Annotated in this window: 20 protein-coding genes; 18 read left to right on the plus strand and 2 right to left on the minus strand. The window is 61.9% G+C overall.

From position 1 onward, the window contains the following. Positions 1 to 2: 2 nt before the first annotated feature. From IC609_RS10585 to IC609_RS10665, 17 genes are all read left to right on the plus strand, one after another. On the plus strand, positions 3 to 962 hold the full coding sequence (locus IC609_RS10585; protein WP_191819457.1) for a helix-turn-helix domain-containing protein: 960 nt from the start codon (positions 3 to 5) through the stop codon (positions 960 to 962). Further along, positions 959 to 2,221: a flavodoxin-dependent (E)-4-hydroxy-3-methylbut-2-enyl-diphosphate synthase gene (gene ispG, locus IC609_RS10590; RefSeq protein WP_191819458.1), complete on the plus strand. Its 1,263-nt coding sequence runs from the start codon at positions 959 to 961 to the stop codon at positions 2,219 to 2,221. The genes IC609_RS10585 and ispG overlap by 4 nt, the downstream gene beginning before the upstream one ends. Positions 2,222 to 2,230: 9 nt before the next feature. Further along, complete coding sequence (gene hisS / locus IC609_RS10595; RefSeq protein ID WP_191819459.1) at positions 2,231 to 3,544, plus strand: histidine--tRNA ligase; 1,314 nt, start codon at positions 2,231 to 2,233, stop codon at positions 3,542 to 3,544. 20 nt (positions 3,545 to 3,564) lie between these two features. Beyond that, positions 3,565 to 4,236 carry a YfgM family protein gene (locus IC609_RS10600; protein ID WP_191819460.1) on the plus strand — a complete coding sequence of 224 codons (672 nt, stop codon included), beginning with the start codon at positions 3,565 to 3,567 and terminating at the stop codon, positions 4,234 to 4,236. A gap of 8 nt (positions 4,237 to 4,244) precedes the next feature. Beyond that, positions 4,245 to 5,369, plus strand: a complete 1,125-nt coding sequence (gene bamB / locus IC609_RS10605; protein WP_191819461.1) for an outer membrane protein assembly factor BamB — start codon at positions 4,245 to 4,247, stop codon at positions 5,367 to 5,369. A gap of 31 nt (positions 5,370 to 5,400) precedes the next feature. Next, positions 5,401 to 6,741: a ribosome biogenesis GTPase Der gene (gene der / locus IC609_RS10610; protein WP_191819462.1), complete on the plus strand. Its 1,341-nt coding sequence runs from the start codon at positions 5,401 to 5,403 to the stop codon at positions 6,739 to 6,741. An 87-nt stretch (positions 6,742 to 6,828) separates the two neighbouring features. Continuing rightward, a complete protein-coding gene (gene hfq, locus IC609_RS10615) occupies positions 6,829 to 7,074 on the plus strand; it encodes an RNA chaperone Hfq (protein WP_408611023.1) in 246 nt (81 codons plus the stop codon). Between the two features lie 47 nt (positions 7,075 to 7,121). Beyond that, the gene (gene hflX / locus IC609_RS10620) at positions 7,122 to 8,309 is read left to right on the plus strand and encodes a GTPase HflX (RefSeq protein ID WP_191819463.1); all 1,188 of its coding nucleotides are present in this window, start codon (positions 7,122 to 7,124) and stop codon (positions 8,307 to 8,309) included. Positions 8,310 to 8,359: 50 nt separating this feature from the next. Next, positions 8,360 to 9,721: an FtsH protease activity modulator HflK gene (gene hflK, locus IC609_RS10625; protein WP_191819464.1), complete on the plus strand. Its 1,362-nt coding sequence runs from the start codon at positions 8,360 to 8,362 to the stop codon at positions 9,719 to 9,721. A gap of 11 nt (positions 9,722 to 9,732) precedes the next feature. Further along, positions 9,733 to 10,635, plus strand: a complete 903-nt coding sequence (gene hflC, locus IC609_RS10630; RefSeq protein WP_191819465.1) for a protease modulator HflC — start codon at positions 9,733 to 9,735, stop codon at positions 10,633 to 10,635. Positions 10,636 to 10,638: 3 nt separating this feature from the next. After that, the gene (locus IC609_RS10635) at positions 10,639 to 10,824 is read left to right on the plus strand and encodes a DUF2065 domain-containing protein (protein ID WP_191819466.1); all 186 of its coding nucleotides are present in this window, start codon (positions 10,639 to 10,641) and stop codon (positions 10,822 to 10,824) included. A gap of 72 nt (positions 10,825 to 10,896) precedes the next feature. Further along, complete coding sequence (locus IC609_RS10640; protein ID WP_191819467.1) at positions 10,897 to 12,057, plus strand: ATP phosphoribosyltransferase regulatory subunit; 1,161 nt, start codon at positions 10,897 to 10,899, stop codon at positions 12,055 to 12,057. A 17-nt stretch (positions 12,058 to 12,074) separates the two neighbouring features. Then, on the plus strand, positions 12,075 to 13,403 hold the full coding sequence (locus IC609_RS10645; protein ID WP_191819468.1) for an adenylosuccinate synthase: 1,329 nt from the start codon (positions 12,075 to 12,077) through the stop codon (positions 13,401 to 13,403). Positions 13,404 to 13,453: 50 nt separating this feature from the next. Then, a complete protein-coding gene (locus tag IC609_RS10650) occupies positions 13,454 to 13,978 on the plus strand; it encodes a phosphoribosyltransferase (protein ID WP_191819469.1) in 525 nt (174 codons plus the stop codon). Between the two features lie 97 nt (positions 13,979 to 14,075). After that, on the plus strand, positions 14,076 to 15,287 hold the full coding sequence (locus IC609_RS10655; RefSeq protein WP_191819470.1) for a PLP-dependent transferase: 1,212 nt from the start codon (positions 14,076 to 14,078) through the stop codon (positions 15,285 to 15,287). An 82-nt stretch (positions 15,288 to 15,369) separates the two neighbouring features. Continuing rightward, on the plus strand, positions 15,370 to 16,233 hold the full coding sequence (locus IC609_RS10660; RefSeq protein ID WP_408611024.1) for a DUF2189 domain-containing protein: 864 nt from the start codon (positions 15,370 to 15,372) through the stop codon (positions 16,231 to 16,233). A gap of 10 nt (positions 16,234 to 16,243) precedes the next feature. Beyond that, entirely contained in the window at positions 16,244 to 16,438 is a 195-nt protein-coding gene (locus tag IC609_RS10665; protein ID WP_191819471.1) for a hypothetical protein, read from the plus strand. Between the two features lie 24 nt (positions 16,439 to 16,462). Here the strand turns inward: IC609_RS10665 and mnmH are convergent, their stop codons facing one another. Next, positions 16,463 to 17,518 carry a tRNA 2-selenouridine(34) synthase MnmH gene (gene mnmH, locus IC609_RS10670; RefSeq protein WP_191819472.1) on the minus strand — a complete coding sequence of 352 codons (1,056 nt, stop codon included), beginning with the start codon at positions 17,516 to 17,518 and terminating at the stop codon, positions 16,463 to 16,465. After that, on the minus strand, positions 17,515 to 18,174 hold the full coding sequence (locus IC609_RS10675) for an arylesterase (RefSeq protein WP_225224117.1): 660 nt from the start codon (positions 18,172 to 18,174) through the stop codon (positions 17,515 to 17,517). The genes mnmH and IC609_RS10675 overlap by 4 nt, the downstream gene beginning before the upstream one ends. Here IC609_RS10675 and IC609_RS10680 point away from each other — a divergent pair. Next, positions 18,173 to 18,850, plus strand: a complete 678-nt coding sequence (locus tag IC609_RS10680) for an ABC transporter ATP-binding protein (RefSeq protein WP_191819474.1) — start codon at positions 18,173 to 18,175, stop codon at positions 18,848 to 18,850. The genes IC609_RS10675 and IC609_RS10680 overlap by 2 nt on opposite strands.

Below are 18,850 nucleotides of genomic sequence, written 5' to 3' on the forward strand. Positions count from 1 at the left end.
TGATGCCATCATCCCCAGCTCCAGAGATGCTGCTGACCCACGAAGACACCTCTGATTCGCCATCGCCCAAGCCCAGTGCCGGCCAGCTGCTGAAAAAAGCCCGTCAAGCCAAAGGCGTGCATCTGGCCGTGTTGGCCGTGACGCTCAAGGTGCCTGTTCGCCAGCTCGAAGCACTCGAAGCCGATCAGTACGATGCCTTCAAGGGCGGGACGACGTTCCTGCGCGCCATCACTTCGTCCATGTGTCGCCATCTGGGCATCGACGCCGCGCCTGTGCTGGCTTTGCTGCCGTCGGCGGTCTCGTCCATGGGGGCTGCCCGACCCGCGCTCGAGCCTGAGTTGGGTCTGCAGCGTGTGTCTCTGCGCCCTCGGGGTGCGCGCAGCGCGCGCCCGGTGTTGATTTTGGCGCTGCTGATGCTGCTGGGCACAGCGGCGTTTCTTTGGCTGCCTTCGCCTGAGGCATGGTGGCCAGCTGGTTCGCAGAGTGATTCCTCCGCCACGCAGGTGGAGGAGGCCGCGGTGCCGCTGGGCCAGGCTTCCAATCCAGAAAGCAGTGAGGAGGCTGCCTCTGCAGCATCCGCCGTACAGCCAGACACCTTGCCTGCGGCCTCGGCAGCGGTGCCGCCTGCACCCAGTGCCTTGGCGTCGGGGCTATCCATGCCTGCCACTTCGCCAGCGGTTGCGTCCGCCAACACAGCCCCAACACCTCCTGCGGTCAGCGCCAAGCCAGCGGTCCTGCGCCTGGAAGCTTCAGCCGACACTTGGGTGGAGGTGCGTGACGCCAAAGGCCAGGCAACGGGCAGGCTCCTGAAAGCCACAGAATCCATGGAGATCCAACAGCCCGTGCCTTACAGCGTGGTGATTGGCCGCGCTGCGGCGGTCAAGGCTACCTTGCGCGGTCAACCCTTTGACCTCAAGCCCCATGCGCCGCAGTCTGTGGCCCGTTTCGAGGTGAAAGAATGAGCGATACCTTGCCCATCCACATTGCCGCCCCTGCCGCACGCCGCAGCCGACAGGCGAGGGTGGTCTGGGGCAGCCGTGTGGTCACAGTGGGGGGCAACGCCCCTGTGCGCGTGCAGTCCATGACCAACACCGACACGGTGGACGTGATCGGCACCGCCATCCAGGTCAAGGAACTGGCGATCGCTGGCTCCGAGATGGTGCGCATTACAGTGAACACGCCCGAAGCGGCCGAGGCTGTACCGCATATCCGCGAGCAGCTCGACAAAATGGGCATCGATGTGCCCCTGATTGGCGACTTCCATTACAACGGCCACCGTCTGCTGACCGACTACCCGGCCTGCGCCGAAGCCCTGTCGAAGTACCGCATCAACCCCGGCAACGTCGGCAAGGGCGACAAGCGCGACACCCAGTTCGGCCAGATGATCGATGCGGCCATGCGATGGAACAAACCGGTGCGCATCGGTGTGAACTGGGGCAGTCTGGACCAGGAACTGCTGGCCGATCTGATGGACATCAACAGCCGCCGTGCCCAGCCTTACGAGGGACGGCAGGTCATGTACGAAGCCCTGATCCAGTCGGCCATTGGTTCTGCTCAGCGTGCAGAAAGCATGGGCATGGATGGCGCACAGATCGCTTTGTCCTGCAAGGTTTCTGGCGTGCAGGACCTGATTTCGGTTTACCGTGAGTTGGCCCGCCGCTGTGATTACCCACTGCACTTGGGCTTGACCGAAGCGGGCATGGGCACCAAGGGCACCGTGGCGTCTAGCACCGCCCTGGCGATCTTGCTGCAAGAGGGCATTGGCGACACCATCCGCGTGTCCCTCACGCCGCAGCCGGGCGAGTCACGCACGCAAGAAGTTGTGATCGCTTCCGAAATCCTGCAGTCCCTGGGTCTGCGGTTGTTTGTTCCCAGCGTCACCGCCTGCCCGGGCTGTGGCCGCACCACCAGCACCACCTTCCAGGAGCTGGCCAAGCAAATTGACGATTTCCTGCGGGCTCAGATGCCCGTTTGGCGTGGGAAATACCCGGGTGTCGAAAGCATGAAAGTGGCGGTGATGGGTTGCATCGTCAACGGTCCCGGTGAAAGCAAACACGCTGACATCGGCATCAGCCTGCCGGGCACGGGCGAGGCGCCCGCAGCGCCTGTTTTCATCGATGGTGAAAAGCGCCTGACCTTGCGCGGCGAGGGTATTGCCCAAGAATTTCAGCGCATCGTCGAAGACTATATTCAAAAGCGTTTTGACGCAGCCAAAGCCTGACTTGCACACATGACAGAGAACACTCAAAAGCAGCCCAAACCCCAGAAACTGGTGGGCGTCAAAGGCATGAACGACATCCTGCCGCCCGACTCGGCGCGCTGGGAATGGCTGGAAAAGCGCGTGCGCGGTCTGATGGCCCGCTATGCCTACCGCAATGTGCGTTTGCCCATCGTTGAGCCCACAGCGCTGTTCGTTCGTGGTCTGGGCGAGGTGACCGACATCGTCGAAAAGGAGATGTACTCCTTTGAAGACCGTTTGAATGGCGAACAGCTGACCTTGCGCCCCGAGGGCACGGCTGGGCTGGTGCGCGCCATGGTGGAGCACAACTTTTTGTACGAAGGCGGCAAGCGCCTGTACTACATGGGTCCCATGTTCCGCCACGAGCGCCCGCAGCGTGGCCGCTACCGCCAGTTCCACCAGATCGGCGCCGAGGTGCTGGGTTTTGGTGGTCCTGAAGTGGACGCCGAACTCATCTTGCTGGCCCGTGACTTGTGGAAAGTGCTGGGCCTCCAAGACGTGCGCCTGGAACTCAACAGCCTGGGCCAGCCCGAAGAGCGCAAGGCGCACCGCGCCGCCTTGATTGCCCACTTTGAGCAGCACGCCGATCTGCTGGACGAAGACGCCAAGCGCCGCCTGCACAGCAACCCCCTGCGCATTCTGGACACCAAGAACCCGGCCATGGCTCCGGTGGTCGAGTCGGCGCCTCAGCTGCTGGACTTTTTGGGCGAGGCATCCCTGGCGCACTTCAATGCGGTCAAGGCGATCCTTGACGCCAATGGCATCGCCTACCGCATCAACCCGCGCCTGGTGCGCGGCATGGACTACTACAACCTCACCGTGTTCGAGTTCATTACCGAGAGCCTGGGCTCGCAAGGCACGATCTGCGGTGGCGGTCGCTACGACTATCTCATCGAGCAAGTCGGTGGCAAACCTGCGCCTGCTGTCGGCTGGGCGCTGGGCGTGGAGCGCGTGCTGGAGCTGATCAAAGAGCAGGGCGACGAACAGGCGGCACCCGTGCCCGATGTCTATGCCGTGATTCCCGATGTCGCCGCCTTGCCCCAGGCCATCGCCACATTGCAGGTGCTGCGCCAGCAGGGTGTGTCGGTGCAAATGCATGCTGGCTCGGGGGAAGGCATGGGCTCCATGAAATCCCAATTCAAAAAGGCCGACAGCAGTGGCGCCCGTTTTGCGCTGGTGTTTGGTGCCGAAGAGCTGGCGCAAGGCCAGGTGACCGTCAAGTCCTTGCGTGACGGCGCAGGTGCACAGCGGCTTGAAGCGCTCGACCAGGCACCGTCTTGGGCACAGAGCCTACAATCCATTTGATTCAGACAGACAACCTATTTATGGCATCCCACCTCGACCTTGAAGAACAGGAACAGCTTGCAGAACTCAAGCATTTCTGGAAGACCTATGGCAACCTGATTTCCTGGGTGTTGATCGTCATCCTGGGGGCCTATGCCGCCTGGAACGGCTATCAGTACTGGCAACGCACCCAGTCGGCCAAGGCGTCGGCCTTGTATGACGAAGTGGAAAAGGCCGTGGCCGCCAACGACGCCACACGCGTAGAGCGCAGTCTGGCCGACATGAAAGACAATTTCGCATCCACCCACTATGCCCACCAGGCGGGTTTGCTGGCCGCGCGCAGCCTGTATGCCCAAGGCAAAACCGATCAGGCCAAAGCCACTTTGAGCTGGGTCGCTGAGAGTGCACCGACCGCCGCCCTGAAAGACGTGGCCCGCTTGCGGCTGGCCGCCTTGCTGTGGGAAACCAAGGCGCTTGACGAGTCGCTCAAACAACTGAGTGCGGTGTTCACGCCTGAGATGAGTGGCCTGGCTTCGGACATGCGCGGCGATGTGTTGCAAGCCAAGGGCGAGTCCACCGAGGCCATTGCCGCTTACCAGCAAGCCTGGAAGCAAATGCCTGCGAGCGTTGAATACCGCCGCATGGTGCAGGCCAAACTGAGTGCGTTGGGTGTTCAGGTGACGACCGACACCCCTGCAGAGACTGCCAAGTGAGGATACATATGGGTCAGCTTTTGTTTCGTTGCCTGACCGCTGTGGCGGCTGCTGTCGTGGTGGCCGCTTGCTCCAGCACGGCCGAAAAGCCGCAGCCTGCACCACTGCCCACCTTCACGGCGCAATTTCAGGTTCAAAAAGTCTGGTCCAGCAAGCTCGGCGAGGTCACCACGCCTTTGTCAGCCGCTGTATCCGGCACCCGCGTGGCGATCGCTTCCACTGCAGGTGAACTGGCCTTGATCGATGCGCAATCCGGCACGGACGTTTGGCGTCTGAACCTCAAAGACCGCATCCAGGCGGGTGTGGGCGGCGATGGCCAGCGCTTTGCTGTGGTGACACAAAACAATGAACTGGTCACGGTCGAGTCTGGCCGTGAAATCTGGCGGCAGAAACTGCAGGCAGGCACCTTCACCGCGCCCCTGGTGGCAGGTGGCCGGGTGTTTGTACTGACCGCTGACCGCACGGCGCTCGCGTTTGACGGTGCCAGTGGGCAGCGCCTGTGGGCACAGCAACGCAATGCCGACCCGCTGGTTTTACGCCAGTCGGGCGTATTGGCCGCCTGGAACGACACCTTGCTGGCGGGCTTTGAAGGCCGTTTGCTCGGACTCAACCCCTTGACCGGTTTGCCGCGTTGGGAGTCGGTCGTGGGCAGCTCGCGCGGCACCAACGAAGTCGAGCGTCTGGTGGACCTGGTCTCTGGCCTCAACCGCCAGGGCAACACCGTCTGTGCGCGTTCATTCCAGACCTCGGTGGCCTGCATCGACGCCAGCCGTGGCACAGTGCAGTGGACACGCGCTGCGCAAGGCCACACCGGACTGGAGGGTGATGAAGCCCGCGTTTACGGCGCCGAATCCGACAGCAAGGTACAGGCCTGGAACCGCCAAAATGGTCAACCCGTCTGGACACAGGAAGCTTTGCGGTTTCGGGGACTGGGCGCACCTTTGGTGATGGGACGTGCTCTTGTTCTGGGCGATGAAGCGGGGCTTTTGCACTTCCTCTCGCGTGAAGACGGCAAAGTGCTGCAGCGGCTGAGCACCGACGGCACCACCGTGGCCATGCGTCCCGTGCTGGCCGGACAGACCCTCGTGATCGTGAATCGAAGTGGCCAGATTTCTGGCTACCGAACTGAGTGAAGCCGTTCGCGGCGGATCGGAATATTTGCAAGTGAAACCCGTACTGGCCCTGGTGGGCCGCCCCAATGTGGGCAAATCCACGCTGTTCAACCGACTCACCAAGAGCCGGGACGCCATCGTGGCCGACTATGCCGGCTTGACCCGTGACCGCCACTATGGCCAGGGCAAGCAGGGCAAGCATGAATACATCGTGATCGACACGGGCGGCTTCGAGCCCGATGCCAGCAGCGGCATCTACAAGGAAATGGCCAAGCAGACCCAGCAGGCCGTTGCCGAGGCCGATGTGGTGATCTTTGTGGTCGATGGCCGTGCAGGCTTGTCTGCGCAGGACCACGACATTGCCAAATACCTGCGCAAGATCGGTAAACCCTGCCTCCTGGTGGCCAACAAGGCCGAAGGCATGCGCGAAGGCATCCAGCTCAGCGAGTTCTACGAACTGGGCCTGGGGGAGGTGCTGGCCATCTCGGCGGCGCACGGGCAGGGCATCCGCGGCCTGGTCGATCTGGCACTCGAGCCCTTGCACTTGCCGGAAGATCCGGAAGAGTCCGAGGTTGACGCCAGCGTCATCAAGCTGGCAGTGGCCGGACGGCCCAATGTGGGCAAGTCCACCTTGATCAACACCTGGCTGGGTGAAGAGCGCCTGGTGGCATTCGACATGCCCGGCACCACGCGCGACGCGATTTCGGTGCCTTTCGAGCGCCAGGGCCAGAAGTTCGAGTTGGTGGACACGGCTGGTTTGCGTCGCAAAGGCAAGGTGTTTGAGGCGATCGAGAAGTTCTCGGTCGTCAAGACGCTGCAAGCCATCGAATCGGCCAATGTGGTCTTGCTGCTGCTCGACGCCGAGCAGGGCGTGACCGATCAAGATGCGCACATTGCCGGCTTTGCCCTCGAAAGCGGCCGCGCCATGGTGCTGGCCGTCAACAAATGGGATGCGGTGGACGACTACCAACGCCAGCTGGTGCAGCGCTCGATCGAGACGCGCCTGCCGTTCCTGAGTTTTGCCAACATGCACTTCATCTCGGCCAAGAAACGCCAGGGTCTGGGGCCGGTCTGGAACTCCATCGTCAAGGCCCACAAGTCGGCCATGTGCAAGATGAGCACGCCGATTTTGACGCGCTTGTTGCTCGAAGCTGTGCAGTTCCAGAGCCCTCAGCGCGGCGGCATGTTCCGTCCCAAGCTGCGTTATGCACACCAGGGCGGCATGAATCCGCCCGTGATCGTGATCCATGGCAACTCGCTGGAGCATGTGACCGAGTCGTACAAGCGCTTCCTCGAAGGGCGTTTTCGCAAGGCCTTTGATCTGTCAGGCACCCCGCTGAGGATCGAGATGAAAACATCAACCAATCCCTACGCCGACAAGGAATCCTCTTGATTTGAGAGGATTTGGTCTGGCCCGAAATGGCCAGTGCCACGCTGTGGTAAGGTCGGTGCTTTACCACTTCTGAACACGGAGAATATCGTGAGCAACAAAGGTCAACTTTTGCAAGACCCCTTTCTGAACGCACTGCGCCGCGAGCACGTGCCCGTGTCGATTTACCTGGTCAACGGCATCAAGCTGCAAGGTCAGATCGAGTCGTTCGACCAGTATGTGGTGCTTCTGCGCAACACCGTGACCCAAATGGTATACAAGCACGCCATCTCGACCATTGTTCCTGGCCGTGCCGTGAACCTCGGCGACAGCGCTTCTGGCGAAGCCAACACTTGAGATCTCCAGGCACCGTTCGCTGAACAAGCGGCTGGTGTGTCCATTCGTTGACAGATTCATCGCTTCCCAATGCCACGCCGACCCTTTTGGTCGGCGTTGATTTTGGTTTTCCTCATTTCGACACCGAACTCGAAGAGCTCGGCCTGTTGTCCGAGTCTGCCGGTCTGCATCCCGTTGCACGCCTGACCTGCAAACGCAAAGCACCCGATCCGGCGCTGTTTGTGGGTAGTGGCAAAGCCGACGAAATCAAGGAACTGGCTCTCATGCACGGGGCCAAAGAGGTTCTGTTCGACCAGTCGCTCAGCCCCGCACAACAGCGCAATCTGGAGCGCCATCTGGGCATGCCGGTCAATGACCGCACGCTGCTGATCCTTGAAATCTTTGCCCAGCGCGCCCGCAGCCATGAAGGCAAACTGCAGGTCGAGCTGGCCCGCATGCAGTACCTGAGCACCCGACTGGTGCGCCGCTGGTCGCACCTGGAGCGCCAAAGCGGCGGCATTGGCATGCGCGGTGGCCCCGGCGAGACCCAGATCGAACTTGACCGACGCATGATCGGTGATGCCATCAAGCGCACCAAGGAGCGCTTGGTCAAGGTCAAAAAGCAGCGTAACACCCAGCGCCGCCAGCGCGAGCGTCGCCAGACTTTCAACATCTCGTTGGTGGGCTACACCAACGCGGGCAAGTCCACGCTGTTCAATGCCCTGGTCAAGGCGCGGGCCTACGCTGCTGATCAGCTGTTTGCCACCCTGGACACCACCACCCGCCAGTTGTACCTGGGCGAGGTGGGCCGCACGGTGTCCTTGTCGGACACGGTCGGTTTCATTCGTGACCTGCCGCACGGTCTGGTCGAAGCGTTTCAGGCCACCTTGCAAGAAGCCATGGAAGCCGATTTGTTGCTGCACGTGGTGGACGCATCGAACCCGGACTTCCCCGAGCAAATGCAGGAAGTGCAGAAAGTCCTGGCCGAAATCGGCGCCGAGAACGTGCCCCAGCTGCTGGTGTTCAACAAGCTCGATGCGCTCGACGAACAGCACCGACCGCTGCAAATGCAGGACGAATACGAGCTGGACGGTATCGCTGTCCCCCGCATTTTTGTCAGTGCCCGTGCAGGCCTTGGATTGGACCTCTTGCGCTCGGCACTGGCCCAGCGCGCTCAGGAAGTCCTTGGATCTGCAGCGCCTGTGGAAGAAGATGTCCGTGACTTGCCCCGGGAATATCCCGGGCATCCAGACTGATGGCTCGCCGTTTTCGGCACAATGTCATTCATTCAGACACCCAATACACCATGAATTTTCATTTGCCAGCCCTGCGTTCGCTCCGATGGCCAGATCGGGTCCGTGGCATGTTCAATCTGAACGACCCCCGCTGGGGCCGTTCAGATGAGAAAAATCCGCAAGACCCGGCACCACCCGAGTCCAAACCCCCGCACGATGCCGAGCCCCGGCAGCCGTCCCGTGGCTCCCAGCAAGCGGGCCCACCGGACCTGGATGAGTTGTGGCGCGATTTCAACCGCAAACTGGGCCAGATGTTTGGTCAGCGCGGTGGTCCGCAAGGCCCGGGAGGCGGTGGTTCATCAGGCGGCCCCGGTGGGAGCATGCCTTCGTTCCTCAAAAATCTGGGGCTGGGTGTCATCGTGGCGGCGGCTTTGCTGGTGTGGATGGGCACCGGCTTTTTCATCGTGCAAGAAGGCCAGCAAGCGGTCATCACCCAGTTTGGCAAATACAAATCCACGGTGGGTGCGGGCATCAACTGGCGCATGCCGTACCCGATCCAGCGCCACGAGCTGGTGTATGTGTCCCAGATCCGCTCGGTGGACATCGGGCGCGACAACATCATCAAGGCCACAGGCCTGCGCGAATCGGCCATGTTGACCGAAGACGAAAACATCGTCGAAATCAAGTTCGCGGTCCAATACCGCCTGAACGACGCACGGGCCTACTTGTTTGAAAGCAAGAACCCCACCGAAGCCGTGGTGCAGGCGGCCGAAACCGCTGTGCGCGAGGTCGTGGGCAAGATGAAGATGGATTCGGCCTTGGCCGAAGAGCGCGATCAGATCGCGCCGCGTGTGCGCGCCTTGATGCAAACCATCCTTGACCGCTACAAGGTGGGCATTGAAGTCGTGGGCATCAACCTGCAGCAAGGCGGCGTTCGCCCGCCCGAGCAGGTGCAGGCCGCATTCGACGATGTGCTCAAGGCCGGCCAGGAGCGCGAGCGCACCAAGAACGAAGCACAGGCCTATGCCAATGACGTGATCCCGCGTGCCGTAGGTGCAGCCTCGCGTCTGAAGGAAGAGGCCGACGCTTACCGTGAACGCATCGTGGCCCAGGCCGAAGGCGATGCCCAGCGTTTCAAGGCCATCCTGCCCGAGTACCAGAAGGCCCCGCAGGTGACCCGTGACCGCATGTACACCGACGCTTTCCAGCAGATTTACGGCAATGTGACCAAGGTGCTGGTCGACAGCAAGCAAGGCTCCAATCTGCTGTACCTGCCGCTCGACAAAATCATGCAGCAAGTGAGTCAGCCGACAGTGCTGCCAGCGGCCGATGCGGTCGCTCCCGCAACGCCAGCGGCCAATGCAGCCACCAGCAACTTGCCCGATTCACGCTCACGCGACGCCCAGCGCAGCCGTGATCGCGACCCACGTTAAGGACAGACAAAATGAACCGATTGGGATTGTGGGTTTCCTCTTTGCTGGTGTTGCTGGTGGTGTTGAGTTCCACCTTGTTTGTGGTCGACCAACGTCAATTTGGCGTGGTTTACTCGCTCGGACAGATCAAGGAAGTGATCACCGAGCCAGGCTTGCACTTCAAGCTGCCACCGCCGTTGCAAAACGTCAATTACATCGACAAGCGCCTGTTGACGCTCGACAGTCCGGACACCGAGCCGATGCTCACGGCCGAGAAGCAGCGTGTGGTCATTGACTGGTATGTGCGCTGGCGCATCACCGACCCACAGGCCTACATCCGCAACGTGGGCATCGATGAGAAAACCGGCGCCAACCAGCTCAACCGTGTGGTGCGCAATGCTTTCCAGGAAGAAATCAACAAGCGCACCGTCAAGGACTTGTTGTCGCTCAAACGCGAAGCGTTGATGAATGACGTCAAGCGCGAGGTGCTGGAAGTCGTCAAAGGCGGTGCCAAGCCCTGGGGCATGGACATCATTGACGTGCGCATCACGCGCGCCGATTATGTGGACGCCATCACCGAATCCGTCTACCGCCGCATGGAGGCCGAGCGCAAGCGTGTGGCCAACGAGTTGCGCTCCACAGGTGGCGCTGAAGGCGAAAAAATCCGTGCTGACGCCGATCGCCAGCGCGAGGTGACCATCGCCAACGCCTACCGCGAAGCCCAGAAGATCAAAGGGCAGGGCGATGCCCAGGCCGCCCGCATCTACGGCGAAGCGTTTGGCCGCGACCCCCAGTTTGCGCAGTTCTACCGCAGCCTGGAAGCCTACAAAACCAGCTTTGCCAAAAAGAGCGACGTGATGGTGCTGGACCCTGCCAGTTCCGAGTTCTTCAAGGTCATGCGTGGCGGCGTGTCTGCGGTGCCCGCACGAAAGTAAGTTTTGTCGGACGCCTGGCTGCTGGCCTTGGGCCTGATGCTGATCTTTGAAGGCCTCATGCCCATGGTCGCGCCGCTGCGCTGGCGCCGTCTTTTCGAACAATTGATGCAGATGCAGGACGGCCAGATCCGCTTTTTTGGCCTGTTCATGGTGCTGGCGGGCCTGATCCTCGTCTGGTGGGTCGGTTAAACCTGCGACAGGGGCGGGAAACCGGCTCCGAAGTCGGTAAAATCTCGTTTTTAACCGTCTACCTATCCCTCCATGTCTGCTTGGGTCCTCCCGGATCACATTGCCGATGTGCTGCCTTCCGAGGCCCGCCACATCGAAGAACTCCGACGCGAATTGCTCGACACCGCCCGTGGCTATGGCTACGAGCTGGTGATGCCGCCGCTGCTGGAGCATCTGGAATCCCTGCTGACCGGCACGGGTGAAGCGCTTGATTTGCAAACCTTCAAGCTGGTGGACCAGCTCTCGGGCCGCACGCTCGGTTTGCGGGCTGACACCACGCCCCAGGTCGCCCGCATCGACGCCCACTTGCTGGGCCGATCAGGCCTGACGCGCCTTTGCTATTGCGGCCCCGTGTTGCACACCCGACCTGCCCGGCCCCACGCCACGCGCGAGCCGCTGCAGTTCGGTGCCGAAATCTACGGCCACGCCGGGCCTGAAGCCGACCTCGAAATCCTGCAGTTGGCACTGGACAGCCTCCAAGCGGCGCAGGCCAGCGGTTTGCAGTTGGACCTGGCCGATGCCCGCATCAGCAACAGCTTGCTCTCTTCGGAAAACCTCACCGATGCGCATCGTCACGACGTTCATGCGGCGCTGGCCACCAAGGATGTGAGTGCGTTGCAGCGCCTGAGCGCCAACTTCTCGGCTGAAAACCGCCGTGGCTTGCTGGCCCTGGTGGACCTGTATGGCGACATCGCCGTGCTCGACGAAGCGGCCAAACGCTTGCCCGCGACCCCCGTCATCTCCCAAGCGCTGGCGCAATTGCGTTGGCTGGCGGGGCAGGTGCAAGGCGCGACCGTCAGTTTTGACCTGGGTGACTCCCGTGGGTATGCCTATTACAGCGGCATGCGATTTGCCGTGTACGCCAAAGGCGCCTCGGACGCTTTGGCCCGGGGCGGGCGTTACGACGGTGTGGGCGCTGTGTTCGGTCACCGCATTGACCGTGACCGTCCTGCGGTGGGTTTCAGCCTGGACCTGAAAGAGCTGGTGATGTCCGTTCCGCCCCTGGCGCTGCGTGCGGCCATCTGCGCCCCTTGGGGCGATGCACCTGCACTGCGCGCGGCCATTGCCGCTTTGCGCAGCCAGGGCGAGACGGTGGTCTGTGTGTTGCCTGGCCACGAGAGTGAAATCGATGAATTCCATTGCGACCGTCAGCTGATCGAGGCGGCAGGCCAGTGGGTGGTCCAATCCATTTAAATCTGAAAAGCAAGAGCATGAACATGAAGCAAGGCCGTAACGTGGTCGTCGTGGGCACCCAGTGGGGCGACGAGGGCAAAGGCAAACTGGTGGACTGGCTGACCGAAAGCGCGCAAGGCGTGGTGCGTTTCCAGGGTGGTCACAACGCGGGCCACACCTTGGTCATCAACGGCGTCAAAACCGCCTTGCACCTGATTCCCAGCGGCATCATGCGCGGGGGCGTCAAGTGCTACATCGGCAACGGTGTGGTGCTGTCCGTGCCCAAGCTGCTCGAAGAAATCGCGGGCCTGGAAAAAGCCGGTGTTGAGGTGCGCTCGCGCCTGCGTGTGAGCGAGGCTTGCCCATTGATCTTGCCTTACCACGTGGCCCTTGATGTGGCCCGTGAAGCGGCCAAGGAAAAAGCCGGCACCGCCAAGATCGGTACCACCGGCCGCGGCATTGGCCCGGCCTACGAAGACAAGGTCGCCCGCCGCGCCATCCGCGTGCAGGACCTGAAATACCCCGAGCGCTTCGCCACCAAGCTGCGCGAAAACCTGGCGCTGCACAACCACGTGCTGGTCAACTTCCTGGGTGCTGAGCCCGTGGACTTTGACACCACCTACAACGAAGCCATGGCCTACGCCAAGGCCTTGCTGCCCATGGTGGCCGACGTGTCGCGTGAGCTGAACGACGCCAACAAAGCCGGTGCCAACCTGCTGTTTGAAGGCGCGCAGGGCACTTTGCTCGACGTGGACCACGGCACTTACCCCTTTGTCACCTCCAGCAACTGCGTGGCGGGCAATGCTGCGGCTGGCTCCGGCGTGGGCCCGGGCATGCTGCACTACATCCTGGGCATCACCAAGGCGTACTGCACCCGTGTTGGCGGCGGTCCTTTCCCGACCGAGCTGGAGTGGGAAAAAGAAGGCACCCCTGGTTACCACATGTCCACCGTGGGTGCCGAAAAAGGGGTGACCACCGGCCGCTCGCGCCGCTGCGGCTGGTTTGACGCGGCTTTGCTCAAGCGCAGTGCGCAGGTCAATGGCCTGAGCGGTCTGTGCATCACCAAGCTCGATGTGCTCGACGGCCTCAAGGAGCTGATGCTGTGTACCGGCTACGAGCTGGACGGCGAAACCATCGACATCCTGCCCATGGGCGCAGACGAGATCGCCCGTTGCAAGCCGATTTACGAAGTCATTCCCGGCTGGACCGAAACCACCGTGGGTGTGACCGACATGGACAAACTCCCGGCCAACGCCCGCCAGTACCTGGCCCGCATTGCCGAAGTGACCGGCGTGCCCGTGCACATGGTGTCCACCAGCCCTGACCGCGACCACACGATTCTGCTGCACAACCCCTTTGCGGCCTGAGCCTGTTCACAGCATTTTTAACCCTCACTGATTTCACTGGAGTTCACCCCATGTTGACCGAAGACGGCAAGCACCTGTACGTGAGTTACGACGAGTACCACAACCTCATCGAAAAACTCGCCATCAAGATCCACCAATCCGGCTGGGAATTCGACACCATCCTGTGTCTGGCCCGTGGTGGCATGCGCCCGGGTGACATCCTCTCGCGCGTGTTCGACAAGCCGCTGGCCATCATGTCAACCAGCTCCTACCGTGCGGACGCGGGCACCGTCCAGGGGCACCTGGACATCGCCCGCTTCATCACCACCCCCAAGGGCGAGATCGCTGGCCGCGTTCTGCTGGTCGACGATCTGGCCGATACAGGCCACACGCTGCGCGCCGTGGTGGACCAGCTGAAAAACAACTACAAGCCGATCACCGAGCTGCGCACCGCTGTGATCTGGACCAAAGGCGTGTCGACCTTCAAGCCCGATTACTCGATCGAAGACCTGCCGACCAACCCCTGGATTCACCAGCCTTTCGAGCCCTATGACGCCATGCGTCCCGAAAAGCTGATCGAAAAGTGGAAAGTTTGAACGGCTTCATGCTTGCTCAAGAGCCCGGCCCTTGGCCGGGCTTTTTTTATGGCTCGGCGGGTGGGGCGGGGTGCGCGCCATCGGCTAGCATGTCGCCATGGCACACGATCACCCCGACACCACCCACCTGATCCACCACCCTTACCAGCCGCCTGCCGGGTTTGAAGCGCCTCAACCGGGCGTGTTCAAGGCCTCGACGGTCTATTTTCCGACCGTTGCCGCCATGCGCCAGCGTGAGTGGAAAGACAAATCGGCCTACACCTATGGCCTGCACGGTACCCCGACTTCTTATGTGCTCGAAGAGCGTCTGTGCGCACTCGAAGGCGGGCAGCAATGCGTGCTGGTGCCCAGCGGTCTGGCGGCACTGGCCACCGTGGCGCTGTCGCTGCTCAAGGCGGGTGACGAGGTCCTGATCCCGGACAACGCCTACGGGCCCAACAAAGCCCTGGCCGAAAGCGAGCTCAAGCACTTCGGCATCACGCACCAGTACTACGACCCGATGAATCCGGCCGACCTGGCCGCGCGCATCCACGAGCGCACCCGTCTGGTGTGGCTGGAGGCCCCCGGCTCGGTCAGCATGGAGTTCCCTGATCTGATCGAGCAGGTGCGCATTTGCCGCGCTCATGGCGTGACCTGCGCGCTGGACAACACCTGGGGCGCAGGTCTGGCCTTCCAGCCTTTCGATCTGTTGGGGAACGGTCAGCTGGGCGTTGACATCAGTGCGCACGCTTTGACCAAATACCCCAGCGGGGGTGGTGATGTGCTGATGGGCAGCGTCATCACGTGCGACCAGGCCTTGCACCTGAAGATCAAGCTCTGCCACATGCGTCTGGGTCTGGGCGTGGGTGCCAACGACGTCGAGGCGGTGCTGCGCGCCTTGCCCAGCATCGGCTTGCGCTACGCCGCGCAGGACCGCTCGGCGCGGGCGCTGGCGCAGTGGTGGCAAGCGCAGCCCCAATGCGCGCAACTGCTGCATCCGGCGTTTGCCGGTGCACCGGGTCACGCCCACTGGCAGGCCGTGTGCGGCCCGTCCGGCGGCAGTGCGGGCTTGTTCAGCGTCATGCTGCATGAACGTTTCAGCCAGGAGCAGATCGATGCTTTTTGCGACGGTCTGAAACTGTTCCGGCTGGGTTACAGCTGGGGCGGCCCGGTCAGCCTGGTGGTGCCCTATGACTTGGCGTCGATACGCAGCCAATGGCCTGCGCACCTGGCGCGTGGCACCTTGGTGCGGTTTTCGACGGGGCTGGAGTCGTCACAAGCATTGATCCAAGATCTGGCCCAATCGCTCGCCAAGCACCTGTCTGCCTGAGCCGCCCCCGTGTTTTCCTCAGTGGCGGGGAGGGCGCTCGAGGGGTAGGCTGAAGCCCATGCAGTTCTCTTTGTGATGCCCCATGCCAGAACAATCCGGCCCAGACAACGCACCCACCGACTTGCCCGTGATGGCGCAGCCCTATGTACCGCCACCGCCAGTGGGGCCACGGGCCCGCATGACACTGCTGCGCCTGTCTGACCCACTGCGCTGGCTGGCGCTTGGTGCCAAAGACCTCCAGGCGCACCCCGGCATTGCATTGTTCTATGGCGTGTGTTTCTGGTGCATGGCGCAGGTGCTGAGTCTGGTGTTCCAACACAAGCCCGAGTACACGCTCTCGATGGTGTCCGGCTGTCTGCTGGTGGGGCCTTTTTTGGCCATGGGCTTGTACGAAGGCAGTCGACGGCGCGAGGCGGGTTTGGTCCCGGACATGGGCAGCTCGTTCACCTGCTGGGACGGGCACCTCAAAAGCATGGCCATGCTGGTGCTGGTCCTGATGGTGCTGGAGTTGCTCTGGGGCCGGGCGTCGCTGGTGGTGTTTGCGGTGTTTTTCAACACAGGCATGCCGTCCACCACGGGTGTGGTTCAGGCCATTTTCAATCCTGAGAACCTCGACTTTGTGGCGGTGTACCTGTTTGTGGGCGGTTTGTTTGCGACCCTGGTTTACGCCATGTCGGTGGTGTCCATACCGATGATTCTGGACCGCGACACCGATGCCATCACCGCAGCCATCACCAGTTTTCGAGTGGTGATCGGTGAACCGGCGGTGATGGTTTTATGGGGCTTCTTGCTGAGCGCCCTGGTGATCCTGGCCTTGTGGCCTTGGGCGCTTGGGATCATTGTGGTGGGGCCGTGGCTTGGCCACGCCAGCTGGCATGCCTACCGCGGCACTGTGCAATGGGAAGAAAGCCCCGAAGAACCTGTTACATTGGGCGCAACAAACTGAAGGAGCCATCTTGGCCACACCCAATTACGGATTCGAAAAGCGCCAAAAAGAACTGGCCAAAAAACGCAAAAAAGAAGACAAGCTCAAAGCCAAAGCCGATCGCAAAGCGGGCTTGCTGCCAGGTGAAGAGGGTGAAGAGTCGCCATCAGATCCTGTGGATGGGATCGCCTCACCCACCCCTGACACACAGGCGCCTGCCGCCTGAGCGGGCGACCCAAGCCGTTTCCAATCACTGCGCCATCAACCCCTGTGCCGCCTGCTCCATGGCCTGCATGCTGTGGCCAGGCAGGTTCAGCACCCTGGCTTGGTCAAATTGCACAAAGTTCCGGCGTGTTGAGCTTTCGTAACCGGGGTCATAGTGCGCCGACAGCAGATCGGCCACAACCTGTGCGATCTGGCCTGCATGGATCTGCGCTTGCCAACCCTGCACCACCGCCCGGCCTTTGAGGTCGATCAGCCTGTCAAGGCGGTCGCAAAAGAAAGCCGGATCGTTGGTGAAGTAGTCGTAGTCCTCCAGCAGCAGCTGGACACGTCCCTCCAAAGGCAAGTCCAGCCGGATGCACGGGCTTTGCCGCATGGCCTGGATCAAGGCCTCAGGCACCGTGAGGTTGCCCACCTTTTTGCTTTCGGCCTCGACATAGACCGGTCGATCGGGTCGCAGCAGACGCAGGGTTTGCCACAAGGTGGTTTCAAAAGCTTTTTGCGTGGGTTGGGCTTGGCCCGGGATGGCACCCAGCACCGAGCTGCGGTGGCTGGCCATGGCCTCCAGATCAAGCACCTGTGCGCCCTGGGCGGCCAGCACTTGCAGCAAACGGGTTTTGCCTGAGCCGGTCGGGCCGCACAGCACCTGGAAGTTCAGGCGCTGCACTTGCAGCGGGATGTCGGTGACCACGGCACTGCGAAAGGCTTTGTAGCCACCTTCGATCAGGTGCACCTTGAAACCGATCTGGCCCAGGATCAAGGCCAAGGAGTTGCTGCGCTTGCCCCCGCGCCAGCAGTACACCAGCGGCTGCCAGTTCTTGGGCTTGTCCATCACATGGGTCAGGATGTGACGCGAGATGTTCTGTGCCACCAGGGCCGCGCCGATCTTCTGGGCCTCGAAGGGGCTGACCTGCTTGTAGAGCGTGCCCACCTTGATGCGCTCTTCGTTGTTGAGCGAGGGCCAGCTGTGCGCACCGGGCAGGTGGTCTTCGGCATATTCGCCCTCGGAGCGCGCATCGAGCACGGCGTCGAAGCTGTCGTACCGGGCCATGACCTCTCGGGCCGAAATCACATGAACGCTCATTTCAACTGCTTTTTCAATTCAGGCCAGACATGGGCCAGCATTCGCGGCTGGGCCGCGGCATTGGGGTGAATGCGGTCCGACTGAAACCATTTCAGCGGGTCGGGGTCGTCGCCAACACCTTGCAAAAAGAAGGGCACCAGCGCACAACGGGTCTTTTGCGCCACCTGGGCATAAACCTGTGCAAACTGGCGGGCCATCTCCGCACCATAGTTGGGGGGCATTTGCATGCCCAACAGCAGCACGCGTGCCCCGCTGGCCTGTGCTGCACGGACCATTTGTTCCAGATTATCGTGTGTCATGGACAGGGCCAGGCCCCGCAAGGCATCGTTCCCTCCCAGCTCGATCACCACCACGTCAGGTTGGTGCTGTTTGAGCAGTGCGGGCAGGAGTGAACGCCCACCTGCGGTGGTTTCGCCGCTGATGCTGGCATTGACAACTGTGTTGCCTGGGACCTCTTGCACCAGCTTTTGTTGCAGCAGGCTGACCCAGCCCGAACCCCGGGGCAGGCCATATTCGGCACTGAGCGAGTCGCCCAACACCAGAACTTTGCGGGCAGCCACTTGCACTGCCAGCGCAGCCGCCGGCCCAAGCCCCCAGCCGACCAAGGCCAGAGCGCTCGCGGTAAAGTGACGACGTTTCAACAAAGGTGAGTGCATGCTTGAATCCATTTTGGCCGTCAGCAAGGTCTGTAAAAGCGTCGAGGACGCCAGCGGCACGCTCGCCATTTTGCGCGATGTCGATTTCACCCTGCAGGCCGGGCAAACCGTGGCCATTGTCGGGGCGTCCGGGTCTGGCAAAAGCACCTTGCTGGCCATCCTGGCGGGCCTTGACAGACCCAGTAGCGGTCAAGTGCGACTGGCCGGACAGGACCTGTTTGGGCTCGACGAAGACCAGCGTGCCGCCGTGCGGGCTGCGCATGTGGGCTTTGTGTTCCAGAGCTTTCAGCTCATGCCCAACCTGACCGCTTTGGAAAACGTCATGCTGCCGCTGGAGCTGGCCGGACGGGCCGATGCGCGGACGCAGGCCACGGCCATGCTGCAGCGTGTGGGACTGGGCGAGCGCTTGAAGCACTTGCCCAAAGTCCTCTCGGGTGGCGAGCAGCAACGCGTCGCGCTGGCCCGGGCGTTTGTGGTCAAGCCCGCACTGCTGCTGGCCGACGAACCGACGGGTAGCCTCGACCACGCCACGGGCGAGGCCATCATGGACCTGATGTTCCAGCTCAACCAAGAGCAGGGCACCACACTGGTGCTGGTCACACATGATCGCGCTTTGGCAAGCCGTTGTGAGCGTTGCCTCACGATCCAGGCTGGGCAGCTGAGCGAGGAACGATAA

It is taken from the genome of Limnohabitans radicicola (assembly GCF_014837235.1).
In the GTDB taxonomy this organism is placed as follows: domain Bacteria; phylum Pseudomonadota; class Gammaproteobacteria; order Burkholderiales; family Burkholderiaceae_C; genus Limnohabitans_A; species Limnohabitans_A radicicola.

Bases quoted from the DNA above. Each gene is read 5' to 3' on its own strand.
- IC609_RS10585 (WP_191819457.1), top strand. From the start codon at position 3: ATGCCATCATCCCCAGCTCCAGAGATGCTGCTGACCCACGAAGACACC.
- ispG (WP_191819458.1), top strand. From the start codon at position 959: ATGAGCGATACCTTGCCCATCCACATTGCCGCCCCTGCCGCACGCCGC.
- hisS (WP_191819459.1), top strand. From the start codon at position 2,231: ATGACAGAGAACACTCAAAAGCAGCCCAAACCCCAGAAACTGGTGGGC.
- IC609_RS10600 (WP_191819460.1), top strand. From the start codon at position 3,565: ATGGCATCCCACCTCGACCTTGAAGAACAGGAACAGCTTGCAGAACTC.
- bamB (WP_191819461.1), top strand. From the start codon at position 4,245: ATGGGTCAGCTTTTGTTTCGTTGCCTGACCGCTGTGGCGGCTGCTGTC.
- hflK (WP_191819464.1), top strand. From the start codon at position 8,360: ATGAATTTTCATTTGCCAGCCCTGCGTTCGCTCCGATGGCCAGATCGG.
- hflC (WP_191819465.1), top strand. From the start codon at position 9,733: ATGAACCGATTGGGATTGTGGGTTTCCTCTTTGCTGGTGTTGCTGGTG.
- IC609_RS10640 (WP_191819467.1), top strand. From the start codon at position 10,897: ATGTCTGCTTGGGTCCTCCCGGATCACATTGCCGATGTGCTGCCTTCC.
- IC609_RS10645 (WP_191819468.1), top strand. From the start codon at position 12,075: ATGAACATGAAGCAAGGCCGTAACGTGGTCGTCGTGGGCACCCAGTGG.
- IC609_RS10650 (WP_191819469.1), top strand. From the start codon at position 13,454: ATGTTGACCGAAGACGGCAAGCACCTGTACGTGAGTTACGACGAGTAC.
- IC609_RS10655 (WP_191819470.1), top strand. From the start codon at position 14,076: ATGGCACACGATCACCCCGACACCACCCACCTGATCCACCACCCTTAC.
- IC609_RS10660 (WP_408611024.1), top strand. From the start codon at position 15,370: ATGCCAGAACAATCCGGCCCAGACAACGCACCCACCGACTTGCCCGTG.
- mnmH (WP_191819472.1), bottom strand. From the start codon at position 17,518: ATGAGCGTTCATGTGATTTCGGCCCGAGAGGTCATGGCCCGGTACGAC.
- IC609_RS10680 (WP_191819474.1), top strand. From the start codon at position 18,173: ATGCTTGAATCCATTTTGGCCGTCAGCAAGGTCTGTAAAAGCGTCGAG.
- IC609_RS10675 (WP_225224117.1), bottom strand. From the start codon at position 18,174: ATGCACTCACCTTTGTTGAAACGTCGTCACTTTACCGCGAGCGCTCTG.